General features: G+C 61.0%; 16 protein-coding genes and 2 tRNA genes. 4 read left to right on the forward strand and 14 right to left on the reverse strand.

Features of this window, described 5'->3' with window-relative positions:
* Window positions 1-26: 26 nt before the first annotated feature.
* Window positions 27-899, reverse strand: coding sequence for a 30S ribosomal protein S2 (gene rpsB / locus EWR20_RS10565; protein WP_129360641.1), 873 nt, complete (start codon window positions 897-899; stop codon window positions 27-29).
* 390 nt (window positions 900-1,289) lie between these two features.
* On the opposite strand from rpsB, the gene EWR20_RS10570 reads away from it, so the two are divergent.
* Both EWR20_RS10570 and EWR20_RS10575 read left to right on the forward strand, forming a co-directional pair.
* The gene (locus EWR20_RS10570) at window positions 1,290-1,805 is read left to right on the forward strand and encodes a M23 family metallopeptidase (protein WP_129360642.1); all 516 of its coding nucleotides are present in this window, start codon (window positions 1,290-1,292) and stop codon (window positions 1,803-1,805) included.
* A gap of 137 nt (window positions 1,806-1,942) precedes the next feature.
* The gene (locus EWR20_RS10575; RefSeq protein ID WP_129360643.1) at window positions 1,943-2,161 is read left to right on the forward strand and encodes a hypothetical protein; all 219 of its coding nucleotides are present in this window, start codon (window positions 1,943-1,945) and stop codon (window positions 2,159-2,161) included.
* Between the two features lie 73 nt (window positions 2,162-2,234).
* Here EWR20_RS10575 and EWR20_RS10580 read toward each other — a convergent pair.
* The 8 genes from EWR20_RS10580 to EWR20_RS10615 form a co-directional block, all read right to left on the reverse strand.
* A tRNA-Ile gene (locus EWR20_RS10580) sits at window positions 2,235-2,308 on the reverse strand.
* 140 nt (window positions 2,309-2,448) lie between these two features.
* Window positions 2,449-3,633 (reverse strand): glycosyltransferase, encoded by a 1,185-nt coding sequence (locus tag EWR20_RS10585; RefSeq protein WP_129360644.1) that lies wholly within the window; start codon window positions 3,631-3,633, stop codon window positions 2,449-2,451.
* A 210-nt stretch (window positions 3,634-3,843) separates the two neighbouring features.
* A complete protein-coding gene (locus EWR20_RS10590; RefSeq protein WP_129360645.1) occupies window positions 3,844-4,728 on the reverse strand; it encodes a phage holin family protein in 885 nt (294 codons plus the stop codon).
* Window positions 4,729-5,449: 721 nt separating this feature from the next.
* Window positions 5,450-5,522 (reverse strand) — tRNA-Asn (locus EWR20_RS10595).
* Between the two features lie 90 nt (window positions 5,523-5,612).
* Window positions 5,613-7,490 carry a DNA primase gene (gene dnaG / locus EWR20_RS10600; protein WP_129360646.1) on the reverse strand — a complete coding sequence of 626 codons (1,878 nt, stop codon included), beginning with the start codon at window positions 7,488-7,490 and terminating at the stop codon, window positions 5,613-5,615.
* Between the two features lie 61 nt (window positions 7,491-7,551).
* Entirely contained in the window at window positions 7,552-8,856 is a 1,305-nt protein-coding gene (locus EWR20_RS10605; RefSeq protein WP_129360647.1) for a deoxyguanosinetriphosphate triphosphohydrolase, read from the reverse strand.
* Window positions 8,857-8,960: 104 nt separating this feature from the next.
* Window positions 8,961-10,130: a tRNA dihydrouridine synthase DusB gene (gene dusB / locus EWR20_RS10610; protein WP_129360648.1), complete on the reverse strand. Its 1,170-nt coding sequence runs from the start codon at window positions 10,128-10,130 to the stop codon at window positions 8,961-8,963.
* Window positions 10,131-10,264: 134 nt separating this feature from the next.
* Window positions 10,265-11,638 (reverse strand): aspartate aminotransferase family protein, encoded by a 1,374-nt coding sequence (locus EWR20_RS10615; protein WP_129360649.1) that lies wholly within the window; start codon window positions 11,636-11,638, stop codon window positions 10,265-10,267.
* A 175-nt stretch (window positions 11,639-11,813) separates the two neighbouring features.
* Here EWR20_RS10615 and EWR20_RS10620 point away from each other — a divergent pair, with 175 nt between their 5' ends.
* A complete protein-coding gene (locus EWR20_RS10620) occupies window positions 11,814-12,611 on the forward strand; it encodes an SDR family oxidoreductase (RefSeq protein WP_129360650.1) in 798 nt (265 codons plus the stop codon).
* Here the strand turns inward: EWR20_RS10620 and EWR20_RS10625 are convergent.
* From EWR20_RS10625 to EWR20_RS10635, 3 genes are read right to left on the reverse strand one after another with little or no spacing between them, the layout of a single operon-like run.
* Window positions 12,608-13,006: an MGMT family protein gene (locus EWR20_RS10625; protein ID WP_129360651.1), complete on the reverse strand. Its 399-nt coding sequence runs from the start codon at window positions 13,004-13,006 to the stop codon at window positions 12,608-12,610. The genes EWR20_RS10620 and EWR20_RS10625 overlap by 4 nt on opposite strands.
* A 23-nt stretch (window positions 13,007-13,029) precedes the next feature.
* A complete protein-coding gene (locus EWR20_RS10630) occupies window positions 13,030-13,992 on the reverse strand; it encodes a GNAT family N-acetyltransferase (protein ID WP_129360652.1) in 963 nt (320 codons plus the stop codon).
* Between the two features lie 16 nt (window positions 13,993-14,008).
* Window positions 14,009-15,391, reverse strand: a complete 1,383-nt coding sequence (locus EWR20_RS10635; RefSeq protein ID WP_129360653.1) for a glycine--tRNA ligase — start codon at window positions 15,389-15,391, stop codon at window positions 14,009-14,011.
* A 205-nt stretch (window positions 15,392-15,596) separates the two neighbouring features.
* Between EWR20_RS10635 and EWR20_RS10640 the strand changes: the two genes are divergently transcribed.
* Window positions 15,597-15,842, forward strand: coding sequence for an RNA-binding S4 domain-containing protein (locus EWR20_RS10640; RefSeq protein ID WP_129360654.1), 246 nt, complete (start codon window positions 15,597-15,599; stop codon window positions 15,840-15,842).
* On the opposite strand, the gene EWR20_RS10645 is transcribed toward EWR20_RS10640, so the two are convergent.
* Together EWR20_RS10645 and EWR20_RS10650 are read right to left on the reverse strand one after the other, a co-directional pair.
* The gene (locus tag EWR20_RS10645) at window positions 15,839-16,855 is read right to left on the reverse strand and encodes an alcohol dehydrogenase (protein ID WP_165001020.1); all 1,017 of its coding nucleotides are present in this window, start codon (window positions 16,853-16,855) and stop codon (window positions 15,839-15,841) included. The genes EWR20_RS10640 and EWR20_RS10645 overlap by 4 nt on opposite strands.
* A gap of 60 nt (window positions 16,856-16,915) precedes the next feature.
* The gene (locus EWR20_RS10650; protein WP_129360655.1) at window positions 16,916-17,575 is read right to left on the reverse strand and encodes an alpha/beta hydrolase; all 660 of its coding nucleotides are present in this window, start codon (window positions 17,573-17,575) and stop codon (window positions 16,916-16,918) included.
* Window positions 17,576-17,619: the final 44 nt, after the last annotated feature.

Below are 17,619 nucleotides of genomic sequence, written 5' to 3' on the forward strand. Positions count from 1 at the left end.
TCAAGCGCGGACCGGTCAGCTACGGATTAGTTGGAAGAGGTCTCGGTGGACTCTTCAGCCTCGGTCTTCTCCGAGCCCTCAGAGTCTGAAGCCTTCTCGGCTTCGGAAGCGGTCTCGGATGCCTTCTGAGCCTCGTGCTGCTCGAGAAGTTCCTTCTCCCACTCTGCCATGGGCTCCTCTGCGGCGTCAGCCTTGCCGGACTGCTTGTTGTTGCGCTCGAGAAGACCCTCGGCCACGGCGTCGGCAACAACGCGTGTCAGCAGGTTCACGGAGCGGATGGCGTCATCGTTGCCCGGGATCGGGAAGGCGACTTCGTCCGGATCGCAGTTGGTGTCCAGGATGGCCACGACCGGAATGCCCAGCTTCTGGGCCTCGTCGACGGCGAGGTGCTCCTTCTTCGTGTCAACGACCCACAGCAGCGACGGGGTCTTGGACAGGTTGCGAATACCGCCCAAGGTCTTCTCGAGCTTCTCGAACTCGCGACGGAGCAGGAGCAGTTCCTTCTTGGTGTACTGCGATGCGGCGACGTCGTCGAAGTCGACCTGCTCGAGTTCCTTCATGCGCTCAATACGCTTGGAGACGGTTGCGAAGTTGGTCAGCATACCGCCGAGCCAGCGATGGTTAACGTAAGGCATGTTGACGCGGGTGGCCTGCTCGGCAATGGCCTCCTGGGCCTGCTTCTTGGTACCCACGAAAAGAATGGTTCCACCGTGTGCCACGGTTGCCTTGACGGCCTCGAAGGCACGATCGATGAATTCGAGCGACTGCTGCAAATCGATGATGTAGATGCCGTTGCGCTCGGTAAAGATGAAACGCTTCATCTTCGGGTTCCAACGGCGGGTCTGGTGGCCGAAATGGACACCGGAATCGAGCAACTGACGCATAGTTACGACGGGCATGTCGTCTCCTTTGTGCGATGCGCCCCAGATACTTTAGGGCAGCGCATCGGCCTAGTAGTTATCGGTTTTCCATGAAGCGAGCATGTGACTCGCCCCATTCCTAGCGACCTGCGATTCCCGAGCCGGTTGCCCGACTGGATCCAGAACCTACCGTTACCGCCTCCTGAAAGGCGACGGACCGTTGGTAGGCACCGCCCTCCGTATGCGAAGGGCGCGCTGGCCGCGCGAAGTCAGCGGACATAGTTGTTCCACTGCTACGGCAACTATACAGCACGCCAAAGCCCTCCACCGTCCGAATATCCACCGATCTGAATCACACTTTTCCACCGGAGTAGGCATTCACACCGAATTCTTCCGAAACTGCTCGTGGCGAGGACCTTTGATGGTGGCATGAACACAATCCTTGCCCTTGTCCTCGCCGCCGTCCTTGGAGGGGCGCACGAGCTTGCAATACCGGCTCGCGCGCCTTCCTGGGTCCCCCGATGGGTATGGCCGACCTCGCCCGCGCCCGCGGTCGAAAGAAAATTCGAGAAACCCGCCCGGAAGTGGGACCCCGGTCACCGAGGCGTGGACCTTGCCGTGAAACCCGGGCAGACGATCAGATCGCCGGCGTCCGGGACCGTGACCTTTTCCGGTCGGGTCGTGGACCGTGGCGTTATCACGGTGACCACGGACGATGGCTATCTCACGAGTTTCGAGCCCGTGACCGAACAGCTGCCACGGGGCACCAGAGTCTCTTCGGGAGATGTCATAGCGAGGCGGGACTGGGAACAATCACACGAGGGGTGTTCTTCTTGCCTCCACTGGGGAGTTCGACACGGCGGTGACTACGTGAACCCGCTCTTGCTGGTGGGAGCCCTTAGCCCCTCCGTCCTGTGGCCTCTCCCCCGCGGCCCAGACCTCTGATCTTCAGCTATAACCGAAGACTTCTGTCTTCCCATTCCATGATGTGGATTTGTACATGCCAGGAACTCTTCAATCCCTTAGTGTGAATGTGCGAAGCTTCGCTCAGAGCCTCTCGCGGGAAAGGATGCCGATCACTCGTGACCATGCACTACGTCAGCCGACACAAGATCGCAGTGGCCTTGGGGATGACACCTGCGGCCATTCAACAACGGCACAACGCGGGCACGATGCCCAAGCCTGACGCCATCCTGCACGGGTCCAAGGCATCGGAATGGTTCGGTTGGAAGAGAGAAACCATCGAGAAGTGGGCTCCCAGCATCGGGCGAAAAGTCGACTGGACGCGGACCGGAAAATAGATCGAGGCCCCCCCCAAATAGCAAAGAGCCCGCTTGCGGCCGCACGATGGCGGCCGGAAGCGGGCTCTTTCGGTAGGGGGTGCGGGGCTTGAACCCGCGACCAAAGGATTATGAGTCCTCTGCTCTGACCAGCTGAGCTAACCCCCCGAATGATATTTTCCCGGTCCCGCGGTGAACAGGGCCGAACAGCTATCTAGAATACCGCATGTAAAGCCCGCTCACGGCCACCTCGGATCGTCGGCCGTTCTTCACGTCCTTGCGTACCGCAAAAATACGGTTGGCCGTGATCACTGCCCCACGGGCCCATTGTAGGAACCGTTGTACATGGCCTCGAAAGCATCCCACGTCTTCTCCACGGAATGCTGCTTGACCATGGTGTGACTGATTTCGCCCATTCGGCGTCGGGTCTCTTCCGAGGCCGTCAAGATACGCAAGAGCTTCTCGCTGAGGTCCTTTTCGTTCCCGGGCTCGAACAGATACCCGTTCTCGCCCTCGCGCACCAAGTGGGGCAATGCCAAAGCATCGGCCAGAACTACGGGCGTGGAGGCCGACATCGCCTCGAGCGTGACCAGTGACTGCAATTCTGCGGTCCCGGGCTGGCAGAAGATATCGGCACGAAGGTATCCGGCGCGCAATTCGGCGTCCGAAACGAAGCCCAGAAAATCGACACGGTCCTCGACCCCGACTTCGCGAGAAACTTCTTTGAGCTGATCCTCGATCTCTCCGCTTCCTGCCAATTCGACGTGGGCGTTCAGATGGGCAGGCAAGAGAGACAGTGCCTTGATCAGGACGTCGATATTCTTCTCGACCGCGAGCCGGCCGGCGAAGAAAATCACGGGATAGTCCCTCTTGTCGATCTGCTCCCCGTGCTCCAATTCGTAGACGGACGAGTCGATGCCGTTGGAAACCGGAATGACCGGCGTTTTGAAACCGTGATCGTGCATCGCCTTCGCGCCGATCGGCGTCGGCGTGGTGACGTATTCGGCCCGCCCGAGGACCCTTTCCATGTCTTTCCATGAGCACTTCGAGATGAAGTCCAGCGCAATCTGCGGAAACGGCAGGAAAGGATTGAGGTTCTCCGGCATGAAGTGGTTGGTCGCAACCATCCGAATCCCTCGACGCTTGCATTCCCAGGACAGCATCCGACCAATAATGTAGTGGCATTGGATGTGGACCACATCCGGCTTGACCTGGTCCAGGATCCGCCCCACACGGAATTGCATCTCCCAAGGAAAACAAAACCGGAAATAGGGGTGCGTCGGCGGGTGGTGCGACCGCAGGCGATGCTCCCTGATCCCGTCGATCTCGATGTCGTACGAGGCGCCACCGGTAGTACGAGCCGCGACGACGTGGACTTCGTGGCCACGGTCCTTCATTCCCATGGCCAATCGATGGCCGAATTGGGCCGCACCGTTGACGTCGGGCGGGTAAGTATCCGCGCCAATGAGGATCTTGAGGGGCTTGGTAGTCATAAGTCGGTGGCGTTCCGTCGTCTGTTCGAAGGGTCGTGGCGTCCACGCGGTCCCCAACAGTCTACCGATCACACACCTAGTGTCGCCGAGGCCGCCCTGAGGCGTGGCTCATGGTTCCGAGGCCCCGCACAACGCAACGACGCCCGCCCACCGAAGGGTGAGCGGGCGTCCTCGTGAATCAAGGTCCGGTTGGTACCGGGGACCGTTGCCTTACTTCTTCTTGAACAGGCGTCCGAGGAACACGAAGAACGCGCCGGCCGACACTGCGAAGGCAGTGAGCGGCTTCCAGCGTGCCTTGAGGTTCTCGGGGTCGGAAATGTTCGCGGTGAAGTTCGATGCGGCAGACTTCGCGCGATCCGGTGCCGACTGGGCATCCGATTTGGACTTGTCCACCAGGCCAGTAGCAGAGGACTGCACCGAGGAGAACTGGTTTCCGAAGTCGTCCCGCAATGACTTGAGGTGATCGCGACGCGCCTTGGTGCGCTGCTCCAGCTGGTCCTGCGTCGGCTGAGCATTCTGCGGAGCCTGGCCGGACTTCTCCTGGCGCTTCTTTTCTTCCTTGGCTTTCTGCTTCTCGTCGGCCTTGGCCTCTTGCTTCTCTTGCATCTCACGACGCACACGGCTCGAGGTGTAGGACGAGCCTTCCTTGGCCACGCCAAGGTCGTAGAGGAATCCGAAGATCGCAGATTCCGGTTTGAGCGGCATCTGCTTCTTGATCTTCATCAAACCGACGAGAGCGAAGATCGCCAGAAGAACGATAAATAGCGCGGCGAAGAGCAGGGCCGAAAGCCACAACGGCATAACGGTCGCGAGGCCGGCGATGGCGGCCCCGATCAATGCGATCGTCGCGAAGAGCAGGAAAACCAGCCCTACGACGACGAATGCCGCGCCGACGCCGAGCTTGATGCCCTTGTCTTTCAGCTCGAGCTTTGCAATTTGGATTTCGTCTTTGATCTGCTTGGGGCCCAGTCGGGAGGCCACCTTGCCGATACCCAGTACCTGACTGGCCCCAGCCTTGAGGGAGCTGAAGCCTCCCCGATACGAACGGGGCTTTTGGTAGTTAGCGGTCTCTCCGTTGTCGATGGAGTGAGACATCAAGCCTCCCTAGTGAATGCCGGTGAACTTCACAGCCAAACCTATCATTTTTGGGCCAATACCGAGAGTTGCGCCACTTGAACCTCAGGAATTATCAATATTCCCGGCCACTGGCCTGGACGCCGGCACGCCACGTGACAATGTTTCAAATCGAGAACAAACCCCGAAAGCCGAACAGATACAGGCGCTCCGGGTTCCTTACACGCGGGCCACAACCCTGTGACCGACGCCAATAAACACGACCCGGTCCGACGGCAGAGAACGCGCGCAGAAAACTCAATGTTTCGGGCGGTCTTGCAGATCGTCTAATCGAGCGCAATCGGGGAGGGCCGGACAGCCTCATCGGCATCGCAATTTTCCTGGGTCGCGAGGCTATAGCCCGTTAGACGGTACTTTATTGATGTGACGAATTGGAAAAGAACGTCGAATCCCTGAGCGAGTTCAATTGAGCTATCGGCAGTTATAGAAGTATCCTTGGGGAATGTCGGAAGGGGTCCGACGGATGTCACGGTGGGTCTATCCCCCATTTCGACCCGCTGCCACATCATCCAACCCCTAGGCGCCCCGGTTTGCCCATAGCCTGCCGGGGCGCCGTTCTATTTGGTTTGAAAGAGAATAGTCCAGAAATAAGCACGTGCATTCGTTCAACTGGACAAAAGAAAAACCCGGCATCACTTTCATGATACCGGGTTACTTCACACCGCACATGCGATGGCCACTGCTCCCCCGACTGGACTCGAACCAGTAACCCTTCGATTAACAGTCGAATGCTCTGCCAATTGAGCTACGGGGGACCGCTACCGAACGTTTGTCAACGTCCGCAACAGCATTAGACTTTACAGCGTTCGCCGCTGGGACGCAAAACCGCATGCGAGTGACGCTGGTCACCGAACCTCGGACAACTGCCGACGCTTGGCCTCGAGGTCGAGGATCTCCCGCTGGATGCTCCGAAAACGCTCTGCCTCGACCACGGAATCAACCCGTTCGAGCTCACGCACCTTGTCTCGTTGTCGGACGCTCAGCTCTTGCGCCAGCAGCCTGTTCAGAATCGACACGGCATGGTTCTCGAGCTGCCGTTGCGTCGTGGCCGGCAAAGGAGCCACAGTCAGCTCCGCCAATAAGGGGTGTGCGGCATCGTGAGTGTGGTTGCGGATGCCATTGATCCAACGGGTGCCGGGGGCGGTCTCGGTGTCTTCGTGAGCCGCCAGGACCCCTCGCAGGATCTCATGGTGAATCCGGTACCGCACTCTGATAGAGCCGAGGGCTTCCCATTGCGACTGTTCGACTAAGTCAGGCACCTGGACCAGCACTTCGAGAGCCTGCTTCTCCCGGCGGGCTGCGGCATCGTTCCTGTAATCCGGCATCTCTGCCTCGGGCCCGGGAACCGTTTCGTGCTCGGCGGACGCGGCCTGAATCTCTTCTTGACGTCGCTCCGCCGGCTGCCTGGCCGCCGCGCGGACTGCCCCGTCGAGCTCCTGCAGGTCGACGCCGATCCAGCGAGAAACCTCGCGTTGGTAGGCCTGCCGAAGCCCCGAGTCCCGAATCGAGGCCACCATGGGCGCGACCACACGCATCGCGCGTATACGACCTTCGATGCTCTCCAGGTCATAATCCCGGAGCGTAACCCGTATCGCGAATTCGAAGAGGGGACGCTTGGCCTTGAGCAGGTCCCGAACGGCTCTGTCCCCCCGCTTGAGCCGCAAGTCGCACGGATCCATCCCGTCAGGTGCAACGCACACGTAGGTTTGTGCGGTGAACCGCTGATCCTCTTGGAAAGCGTGGAGGGCCGCCTTCTGCCCGGCTTCGTCCCCGTCGAAAGTGAACACCACTTCTCCACCGCTTCCGTCGTCCCCCAATAGACGTCGCACGATCTTGATGTGCTCCGTTCCGAATGCGGTACCGCACGTCGCGACGGCTGTTTCGATACCTGCCAGGTGCGCGGCCATCACGTCGGTGTACCCCTCGACGACGACGATCTGCTTTCCCTGGGCGATTTTTCGTTTGGCAAGGTCGATCCCGTAGAGAACTTGGGACTTCTTGTAGAGCTGCGTTTCCGGCGTGTTGAGGTATTTGGGACCTTTGTCATCCTCGAAAAGTCTTCGGGCGCCAAAACCTATGGTCTCCCCCGTGATGTTTCGGATAGGCCAGATCAGACGACCTCGGAAACGGTCGTACAGGCCTCTCTGCCCCTCTGAAAACATTCCGGTGGCTTTGAGCTCTTCGTCGGTGTATCCCCGATCCCGAAGGTGTTTGAGCAGATTCGACCAGCCCTGCGGTGCATAACCGATGCCGAATTTCCGGGCGGCCTCTCCGTCGAACCCGCGACCACCCAAGAAATTCTGGGCAACCGAGGCTTGACGGGTGTACAAGGCTTTCTCGAAGAATTCCTGTGCAATTTTGTGCGCGTCGATGAGACGCTGCCGACGCCCCTTCTCTTCCCGAGTCGGGCCGGTGCCCTGTTCATAGTGCAATTCGAAACCGATACGAGCCGCCAGCCGCTCGACCGTCTCGGAGAAAGAGGTGTGATCCATCTCCATGAGGAAGGAGATGACGTCGCCCGACTCACCGCACCCGAAGCAGTGGTAGGTACCCATTTGGGGGCGGACATGGAATGAAGGGGTCCGCTCGTCGTGAAAAGGGCACAGTCCTTTGTAAGAGCCGATGCCCGCGGATTTGAGCGTGACGTAGCCTTCGACAACCTCTCGGATGTCGGTGCGAGAGCGCACCTCGTCTATGTCCTCGCGTCGAATCAAACCAGCCACAAGGGCCAGTTTATCCGGCCTGACAAATCGTCGTCGCGCGAATTCTCCGACCGTGGAGGATTCACCACAGAGGCTTGTCTCCGATGCGCCAATTCAATCCGGTGATGCGGTCGTGAAGGCGTACGGCCGAGGAATCTGTGAGCGATGCAACCTGGTCGACGACCAACCGCAACCGACCAGCCTCATCCTGCCGATCCGTCTCCCGCCAATCCGCAGCGAACACAGGGTCAAGGAAGAGTCCGTCGGTATCCATGAGAGCCTCGACCAGCACGGCAAGCATTTCGCGCTGATTCTCGTACAAAGGTCCCTGATCCCTGACTGCCATGACGTATGCGGTAGCGATCCCCTTCATGACCGCGATCTCCGTGAGGGTGTCCCGCGGAATACGCAACTGGGCATCATAACGGGTCAAATTGCCCTGGCCGTACTCCGCACGGGTCGCCGCAATGGCCTCTCCCGCGAACCGCCCAATGAGTCGGCTCGTCAGCGCCTTGAGAGCCGCCATCGATGCCCGCGTTCCGGTCATCAGGGGCAGCCACTCGTCCAGATGCTGAAGCCGCACCAGCGCGGCTTCGAGTTCCTCAGGGTCGGTATCCGGCATGTACCAGCGCTGGGTCCATGTCATGACCCGATCGCGTTCCGCTGGTCGATCCATCCACCCCAACTGCACATGACCCCCGAAGACGGCGTCCTCGACGTCGTGAACGGAATAGGAAATATCGTCGGCGAGGTCCATGACCTGGGCTTCCAAGCATTTCTGGCCTGGAGGTGCGCCGTCCCGGAACCATTCGAAGACAGGCAGGTCATCCTCGTAGACACCGAATTTCCGGCTCTTGCGACCGTTGGTGACCGGTGCGTCTTCCTTGGTCCACGGGTATTTGCACGCGGCGTCGAGACAAGCGCGGGTCAGATTCAGGCCCGCGGAGTGGCCATCGGGCATGATCACTTTGGGCTCGAGTCGGCTCAGGAGGCGAAGGGTCTGGGCGTTGCCTTCGAATCCGCCTGCTTGTGCCGCGATCACGTCCAGGGCGGCCTCTCCATTATGTCCGAAGGGCGGGTGCCCCAGATCGTGGGCCAGGCATGCGGCGTCGACGACGTCCGGGTCGCAGCCGATCATGCGCCCCACCTCTCGACCCACCTGGGCGACCTCGAGCGAGTGCGTCAGGCGGGTGCGGATGAAGTCGTCCGAACTCGGCGAGACGACCTGGGTTTTGAAGCCCAGGCGGCGCAGGGCCGAGGAATGGAGAACCCTCGCCCGATCGCGCTCGAACTGACTCCGGTAGAGGTTTTTGTGGTGCTCCGGCAACCACCGGTCTGCATCGCGCGGCGAGTAGCCGGGCTGATTCGGTTCAGTCGGGGAAGACATGGACGCGTGCACCTTTGTCGGAGAAATCGAACAAACCCCACAGTACCGCGCGATTCCGCGGATGCACGGTGTTTGTCCACAACAACACCGCAAGCCGCACGATATCAGCCTCCCGAGATATCGAGCTCCGCGTCAGCGAGGCCCAAGCGTTCGGCATCGCCGAGAATTCGAGAGTCGAGCCAGCCGTCGGGCAGATGCGGCTTCTTGGGCGAACCCGCGCGCCCACGAGGCCCTTCAACGTCGGCACCCGGATACGGCAAGGACAGATCCAGCTGGCCCAGCAATTCACGGAACTGTTCAAGGCGCTCGACCTGGGCCATCTGCGCCCGCAGTTCCCCGCCCACGGGGTACCCCTTGAAGTACCACGCGATGTGCTTGCGGATCTCGCGCATGCCGCGGTGCTCTTCGCCGAAGGTCTCTACGAGCAATTCGGCATGACGGTAGATGATCTGGGCAACCTCCGCGACACCCGGGCGGAATCGGTCTTCCCGACCCTCGAAGGCCGCTTGCAGATCGCCGAAAAGCCACGGTCGTCCTTGGCATCCGCGCCCGATGACGACGCCGTCGACTCCCGTCTGCTCGACCATGCGCGCAGCGTCCTCTGCGGACCAGATGTCCCCGTTTCCGAGGACCGGAACATCCGGGATCGCTTCTCGGAGTTCGGCGATGGAATCCCAATCGGCCTGGCCCGAATAGTGCTGGGCCGCCGTACGTCCGTGCAGGGCAATCGCGGCTACCCCGGCATCACGGGCGGTCTTTGCAGCGTCGAGGAACGTGATGTGCTCGTCGTCTATGCCTTTGCGCATCTTGACCGTCACCGGGATTTCGCCACGTGAGGCCTCCCGTACCGCGGTTGTCACAATCGCTTCGAAGAGGTCGGTTTTCCACGGCAGGGCCGAGCCGCCACCGTTTTTGGTGACTTTGGGAACGGGACACCCGAAATTGAGGTCGATGTGGTCAGCACGTCCCTCCTCCGCGACCATCCGCACGGCTTTTCCGACGTTGACGGCGTCCACTCCGTAGATCTGGATCGAACGGATCTTTTCGTCCTCGTCGTGCTCGATGATGCGCAACGATTCCGGGCGTCGCTCGGCCAGCGCCCGGGCGGTCACCATCTCCGTCACGTACAGCCCCCCACCGTATTCCCGGCAAAGTCTCCGGAAAGACCTGTTGGTCACGCCCGCCATGGGCGCAAGGACCACCGGCACGTCCACCGTGAGGTGGCCGAGCTGAAGCGGAGGCAATGCGAGACGTGTGGGAATTGCTGTAGTCACGGGCCAATTTTCTCACAGTCGGAGGTGTTCGTGCGCGGTCTCGGCTGGACTCCCAGGGTGAGATCGCACTACCGGGCGCTCGGACGGCTGCCGGAACGCCCACAGGTTCCGCCTCGCCTACCCCTATGACGGCGTCAGAGGGTGTGCGCGTCCGCCACAGTCAACGCCGTGTCGATGATCTCGAGTCCTTCCCGCGCTTGCTCGTCCGTCAGGTTCAACGGGGGCGCGATGTGTATGCGGTTGAAGTTGGCGAACGGCAGCATGCCGGCCGCCGTGAGAGCGCCGATCAGCTCGTTCATTTCGGGTGAGGAGCCTCCGTATTCGGCCAACGGCTCCTTGGTCTCGCGGTTCTTGACCAATTCGATCGCCCAAAAACAGCCAAGGCCCCGCACGTCTCCAACCGATGGATGTCTTTCGGCGATCTTCTGCAGACCCGGCCCAAAGATGTCGGTCCCCAGGTGCGCAGCGTTGTCGACCATCTTCTCGGAGGTCATGGCCTCAATGGTGGCCACCGCAGCGGCGCAGGCCAACGGGTGCCCCGAATACGTCAGCCCGCCCGGATAGGGCTGTTCCGCAAATGTCTGGTAAATGACCTCGGAGATCGCGACGCCACCCAGCGGAACATAACCGGAATTGACGCCCTTGGCGAAGGTCATGAGGTCGGGACGAACATCCCAGTGCTCGACCGCGAACCAGGCGCCGGTGCGGCCGAACCCGGCCATCACTTCGTCGGCTATGTAGACAATTCCATATCGGTCGGCCAGTTCGCGCACGCCCTGCAGATATCCGGGCGGGGGCAAGTATATTCCGGCCGTTCCGGGAACTGTTTCCAGGATGATGGCTGCGATTGTCTGCGGGCCCTCGAGCAGAATCACGTCCTCCAGATGCCGCAGTGCTCGCTCTGTCTCTTCGGTCTCGCTGGTGGAATTGAAGTAGGAACGGTACGGATAGGCCGGCATGAAGTGCGCGACGCCCGCGTCGCCGTGATCGTTCGCGAATCGCCGGGGGTCCCCCGTCACATTGACCGCAAGTTCCGTCCCACCGTGGTAGCTCCGGTAGGCGGAGAGCACCTTGCGGCGGCCGGTGTGCAGCCGGGCCATCCGGATCGCGTGCTCATTCGCATCCGCTCCTCCGTTGGTGAAGAAAATATGGTTCAGATCGCCCGGCGCGAGTTCGGCGATAAGCCGCGCCGCCTCGGAGCGGGCCGGGTTGACGTGGGAAGGTGCGATCGTGCAGATCTTCTCCGCCTGGTCCCGGATGGCCTGCACCACCGCTGGGTGCTGGTGGCCGATATTGGTGTTGACCATTTGGGACGAGAAATCGAGCAGTCTGCGTCCTTCCCCGTCCCAGACGAAAGGGCCTTCGGTTTTCGTCACGGTCATCGGTTTCAAAGCCGCCTGTGCGGACCAAGAATGGAACACATGCTCACGGTCAAGATCATAGGCTCGCCGCCCCTCGGCGATCTCGGCCTGGCTGGGTCCCGAAATTCCTGTACCGGTGGTATTCACTCAGGTCTCCTCCGCGTGGCTTTCGCCGAACATACTTGATTTAGGTATTCTATTCGTCCCTGCGATGAATTCGGCCACAGGTCTCGACGGTTGATCGGTCGACTTTCTACGGTTGGAGTGCCGGGACGTTCCCGGTCTGGCGAGGAGCCAGTCCCCTCTTGAAGAAGGACAGACCATGCAACGATTTCAGAACCGCCGGGTCGTCATCACGGGAGCGGCCACCGGAATTGGACAGGCATCGGCCCGCCGTTTGGGTGAAGAAGGAGCAACCCTGGCCCTCGTTGATGTCAATTCCGATGAATTGGCCAAGACTGCTGACTCGGTGCGAGAAACCGGGGCCGAGGCACAGACCCACGTCGTGGACATCTCGGACGAAGAAGCCGTCAAGAGTCTGGCTTCTGAACTCGGCAAAACGTGGGGCACCGTAGACGCGCTGATCAACAATGCCGGGGTGGACAACAAAGGCGGGAAGGTCCACGAATATCCCACGGAGCTTTTCGACAAAATAATCGCCGTGGATCTCAGAGGAACGTTCCTCATGACGAAGTACCTCGTTCCCCTGATGTTCGCCACGGGCAAGGGCGCGATCGTCAATATGGCGTCCTTCTCGGGGCTCGCCGCAGATGCCGACCGCTCCGGGTACAACGCCGCCAAGGGCGGGGTTGTGAACTTTACTCGGGCCACCGCCACGGATTACGGCTCTCGGAACATTCGCGCCAATGCGGTCTGTCCAGGAACCATCGAGACCCCTCTCGTGGACGAGCTGGTGGGCGGCGCCGACGCCGAGGGCAAGAGTTTCCGGGAGCAGCAGGCCCGCGTCACTCCGCTCGAACGACTCGGCAAGCCGGAAGAAGTCGCTGCCGTCGTGGCTTTTCTCGCCTCCGACGACTCTTCCTTCGTGACCGGCGAAACCATCACCGTGGACGGCGGGGTCATGGCCTACACCTGGCCAGCGAACGTCCTGACCAACTAGCCGGCAGCTGTTCCAGGGTCGGCGGGGCCTTCATCGTCGAGGTTCTTGATCGCGCGGGCCCAGGCCAGGCGCAAGCAGCTTTCCTCGGCCAACAAGGTTCTGACCCGGACCCGGACGACGCCGCCCGCTCCCGAGCGATCCGGGCGGGCGGTAGCCAGGTCGAGCAAATCCTCCCGAACCCAATGGTCGTAGGCCTCCCCACCGTGCCCGGGGATGACGCCTTGGGCATTGACGACACGCCACCAGGGCACGGAAGAGCCCCACCGCGCGAGAACATTTCCGACGACGCGCGGAGACTCTCCTACGATCCGACCGATGAGACCGTAGGTCGCTACGCGGCCGGTGGGAACACACTCCACGGCGCGCAAAATACGTTCAACGCGCAGATCGTCCATCCTGTTCCCCGGGGTACCGCGACCTAATGGTCCGCGACCACGAGGGCCTCTTCCTCGACGCTAGCCGTTCCCCTGTGGAGGAGAGCTTCAACCAGTTCCGTGAGAATGCGCATCGAATCGTCTACTTCAATGACCACGGGGTACTGGGCCACGAGCAGTGCGAGCAACTGTTCGACGTCTTCACCCGAGCGGACTCGATCGAGGTCGTAGCCGAGGAGAACCTCGGTCGCCTCCTCATCGGATACCTCGCGCCCAGGGGCGTCGGCGTCCAAGGCACGGTAGCTGACCGCAAAAGCGGCAATCGGAGCTTTTGACCCGTTCTTTTGGGCCTCCAGTACGCCGTCCCGCATCACGATTGCGCCGTATGCTTCCGCTTCGTCGGAGAGGAACAGCCTGTTGACCCGACCCAAGGACTGCTCGGCCGGCGGGTCCCAATCATGGACTCGACGGTAGAAGTCCCAGACGGCCTGGGTCAGCTCAAGCGACCCTGTCGCCAAGTCTTCGATGGCTTGATCGAGGTTGCCGTCACCGTCGACTCGCAAAGGCCGTTGGGGAAGGGCCCCGGCCTCGACTCGGATCATTCGGGTCCGCTGGATTGAGCCGAGCCCGGCCCACTGGGCGAAACCGGCACCAGAAGTCTCGGGCACAATCTTGGTACGCAACGCCGTGATGCCCGACGGGGCAGTTTGCGCCGCTTCCCGAAGCGCCTCGAGAAGACGCTTTCCCAGGCCGAACCTCCGATGGTCAGGCGCGACCTCGATGTAGGCCCACAGCCGGGACGAATGCAGCGAGGTCTCGTAGACCGTCCCGGCGGCGACGGGAACGCCGTCGTGTTCGGCGACGACAGTCCGTTGCCACGGTTGCTCGCCATCCGGCCCCAGCTTCGCGCGGAAAACGGAGGCCTGAATATTGTCGGCATCGGGCCAGATCTGCATCAACTGCAGGTCGTCGCCCTCTTGCCACCCACGGATCGTGTAGTCCGCCATACCGCTCTCCCTTGAGTTATTTGATCAGCTGTCCCGCGAGGTAGGACTTGACCTGGTCCAAGCTGACGCGCTCTTGAGCCATGGAGTCCCGCTCACGAATCGTGACGGCGTTGTCTTCGAGAGTCTCGAAGTCCACAGTGATGCAGAACGGCGTTCCGATCTCATCCTGGCGGCGATAACGGCGACCGATCGCGCCGGACGTGTCGAAGTCGACGTTCCAGTTCTTCCGCAGATCCGAGGCGAGCTTCTCCGCGGTCGGAGTCAGCGTCTCTTTCTTGGACAACGGCAAGACCGCGGCCTTGACCGGCGCAAGGCGCGGATCCAATTTGAGGACAGTGCGGGTATCCACGCCACCCTTGGTATTGGGCGCTTCGTCCTCGGTGTAAGCGTCGACCAAGAAAGCCATCATCGAGCGGGTCAGTCCGAAGGACGGCTCGATCACGTACGGAACGTAACGCTGTCCCGTACCCTGGTCGAAGTACTCCAGACGCGTATTGGAATGTTCGTTGTGGACACCGAGGTCGTAGTCGGTGCGGTTGGCCACACCCATGAGTTCGCCCCACTCATTGCCCTGGAAACCGAACTTGTATTCGATGTCGATGGTCCCGGCGGAGTAATGCGCGCGGTCGTCTTCGGGGACGTCGAACTTCCTCATGTTGTCCGGGTTGATGCCGAGGTCCACGAACCAGTTCCAGCAGTCCTCGACCCAGGTCTCGAAGTACTTGGGGGCGTCATCAGGGTGCGTGAAGAATTCAATCTCCATCTGTTCGAACTCGCGGGTCCGGAAGATGAAGTTGCCCGGCGTGATCTCGTTACGGAAGGCCTTGCCGATCTGGCCGATTCCGAACGGCGGGCGCTTGCGAGAAGCAGTCACCACATTGTTGAAGTTGACGAATATGCCTTGCGCGGTTTCTGGACGGAGGAAGTGGAGACCTTCCTCGTTGTCAACGGCTCCCAGGTAAGTCTTCATCAGACCCGAGAACTGTTGCGGTTCTGTCCAATTCCCTGGCTGGCCAGTCTCCGGATCGTTGATGTCCGCGAGGCCATTGGCCGGCGGATGACCATGCTTCTTCTCGTAGGCCTCGATCAGGTGGTCGGCACGGTAACGCCGATGGGTGTGGAGCGATTCGACCAGCGGGTCGGTGAACGTCTCGACGTGGCCCGACGCTTCCCACACGGGCGTGGGCAGAATAATCGAAGAGTCCAACCCGACCATGTCCTCGCGCGATCGCACGAAGTTCTGCCACCAGAGTTGGCGAATGTTTTCCTTCAGCTCGGCTCCGAGCGGGCCGTAGTCCCACGCCGACCGGGAACCGCCGTAGATCTCACCGGCCTGAAAAACGAATCCGCGGCGTTTGGCCAGCGTGATGACGTTATCCAGCGTGGACTTTGGTGCCATAGGTATTGTTCACTCCATTAGTCGTCGCGCGCCGCCGGTTTGCGACGCGTGCAAGGGCTTGATTCGCCTACCAGCCTACCGGTTCGCGACGCTGGGACGGGTTTCGGTTTCGGCGCCGAACGGCACGGCCTCTCGTCAGAGGACAGCGGCCCGGAAAAAGACGGTAATAGTCGCCCTCCTAGTGCGTGCCGATAGACTCATGCGCATGACCACTCAAGACGCTCAGCCAGTCGAAATTCGTGAAGACATGATTCGACTAGGCCAATTACTGAAATTCGCGAGCCTCGTGGAGGATGGCGCTGAGGCACGGGAAATCATCGCCGAGGGCCACGTCTTCGTCAACGGTGAGCCCGAATTCCAGCGCGGGAAGCAGCTGCATCCGGGCGACACCGTTGCACTCGGAGAGGTCACAATCCGCATTGAGCGGGAAGATTCCCCCGCCGCCGGCTAGGAGTCCATGGTCAGGACCATGCGGAACCTGGCGTCACCGGCCATCATTTTGTCGAAGGCAGACTGGGCCTTCGCGAGGGGAACGGTTTCGATCTGGGCGTTGACCCCTGTCAGAACGCTGAAACGCATGGCGTCTTCGGAGTCCTGAGAAGTTCCGGATGCGTGACCCTGTACGGCGAGGGATCCTGGGATCAATGCGAAGGGCGGAATCTGCATCGGATCGGCTGAAGCACCGACGACCATGAGCTCGCCCCGGGGTTTGAGGCCGCTCAGGACCGCGGTCATGGCATCCGGCGCCGTCACGGTGGCCAACACCACATTCGCACCACCGAGCTTGTTGAGCTCTTCGGCCGGATCGGTTGAGGTGGAGTCGATGTAATGATGAGCACCGAGCTCGAGGGCGAGGTCCTTCTTCGCTGTACCCCGAGCAATCGCGACGGTTTCGAACCCCATTTTCGCGGCGTACTGAACTGCCAGGTGGCCGAGGCCTCCGACGCCCAGGACCGCGACGACGTCGCCCGGTCTGGCGGAGGATTTCCGCAATGCATTGAAAGTGGTCACTCCAGCACAAAGCAACGGAGCCGCATCGACGTCAGAGAGGTCGTCCGGTATCGAAGCGAGCGCTTCCGCCGGCACGACGGCGTATTCCGCGTAGCCTCCGTCGTAGTGGATCCCCGGGATTTCGCCGTTCTCACACGAAACGAAGTCACCGCGACGGCACGCTTCACACGTAAAATCACAGCCACCGAACCAGCCGACCCCGACTCTCTGACCGGGAGACCACGCGGTGACGCCATCACCGACGGCATCAATTTCGCCCGCGATCTCATGACCGGGCGACCGCGGAAACTCATTGCCCATCGCCCCGGCCACAGTGAATGCATCCGAATGGCAGACCCCGCACGCGTGGACTTTGACACGAACCTGGCCGGCACGCGGCTCCGGGATAGGGACGTTGACGATTTCGAAATTCTTATTGGCTTCGGGAACTCGCACCATCATCATATTTGTCATGCCCGACACACTACTCGCCGTTTCCCCTCATCAACGCGCAGGTTCGTGAGAAAAGGGACGCTACCGGAGGACGTGGCACAGGAACTCGGAGACGTGTTTGATCTCCTGATTGCTCACGCCGTGGCCCATCCCGGCATAAAGCACTTTGGTCACATCGGTGTGATCGCGAAGCCAATCGAGATTGAACGCGACCATATCGGCGGGGATCACGGGATCCTCCTGATCTCGCCCGTAGAAGAACGGTATACGCGGCGAAGAGGCTGCGAGGGCGGCGTCGTCGAAGAATTCGTCTGCCGAATCGAGCACGAACCCAGACAGTCCGACGACGGCGCAGGCCAAGTCCGGTCGATGGCGAATCACCGAGCTGGCGATCGCCATACCTTGAGAGAATCCGAACAGTGTGACATCCGCGTAGTCGGATGATGCCTCATCGATCCAGGCGATCACGTCGGCAGCGGCCCTCTCGACTTCCTCAGCGTCGGCGGTGATGTCTTCCCCGAACGTGCCTTGGAGCTCGAACCAGCTGTAGCCCGGCATTCCGCCGGGCATGGCTCCCGGCGCCCTCATGGCCGCGTAGGTGAAGCCTTCTTCGGGCAGGGCGGGGAGAAGTCCAAGGAGGTCCTTCTCATGGGATCCGTACCCGTGAAGCATGAGCACGAGGTGTGTTCCGGGACGTTCGGCTTCGGGACGGGAGAATTCGACGACGGGATTTTGAGTCATAATTCCCATCCTATGCATGGCCGGGAGCTTCTCACAGACACCGC

The sequence above is a fragment of the Rothia uropygioeca genome (assembly GCF_004136585.1).
Lineage (GTDB): Bacteria > Actinomycetota > Actinomycetes > Actinomycetales > Micrococcaceae > Rothia.

Coding starts and splice junctions, on each gene's coding strand:
- rpsB (WP_129360641.1), bottom strand. CDS start 899: ATGCCCGTCGTAACTATGCGTCAGTTGCTCGATTCCGGTGTCCATTTC.
- EWR20_RS10570 (WP_129360642.1), top strand. CDS start 1,290: ATGAACACAATCCTTGCCCTTGTCCTCGCCGCCGTCCTTGGAGGGGCG.
- EWR20_RS10585 (WP_129360644.1), bottom strand. CDS start 3,633: ATGACTACCAAGCCCCTCAAGATCCTCATTGGCGCGGATACTTACCCG.
- EWR20_RS10590 (WP_129360645.1), bottom strand. CDS start 4,728: ATGTCTCACTCCATCGACAACGGAGAGACCGCTAACTACCAAAAGCCC.
- EWR20_RS10605 (WP_129360647.1), bottom strand. CDS start 8,856: ATGTCTTCCCCGACTGAACCGAATCAGCCCGGCTACTCGCCGCGCGAT.
- EWR20_RS10620 (WP_129360650.1), top strand. CDS start 11,814: ATGCAACGATTTCAGAACCGCCGGGTCGTCATCACGGGAGCGGCCACC.
- EWR20_RS10625 (WP_129360651.1), bottom strand. CDS start 13,006: ATGGACGATCTGCGCGTTGAACGTATTTTGCGCGCCGTGGAGTGTGTT.
- EWR20_RS10630 (WP_129360652.1), bottom strand. CDS start 13,992: ATGGCGGACTACACGATCCGTGGGTGGCAAGAGGGCGACGACCTGCAG.
- EWR20_RS10635 (WP_129360653.1), bottom strand. CDS start 15,391: ATGGCACCAAAGTCCACGCTGGATAACGTCATCACGCTGGCCAAACGC.
- EWR20_RS10640 (WP_129360654.1), top strand. CDS start 15,597: ATGACCACTCAAGACGCTCAGCCAGTCGAAATTCGTGAAGACATGATT.
- EWR20_RS10645 (WP_165001020.1), bottom strand. CDS start 16,855: ATGACAAATATGATGATGGTGCGAGTTCCCGAAGCCAATAAGAATTTC.
- EWR20_RS10650 (WP_129360655.1), bottom strand. CDS start 17,575: ATGACTCAAAATCCCGTCGTCGAATTCTCCCGTCCCGAAGCCGAACGT.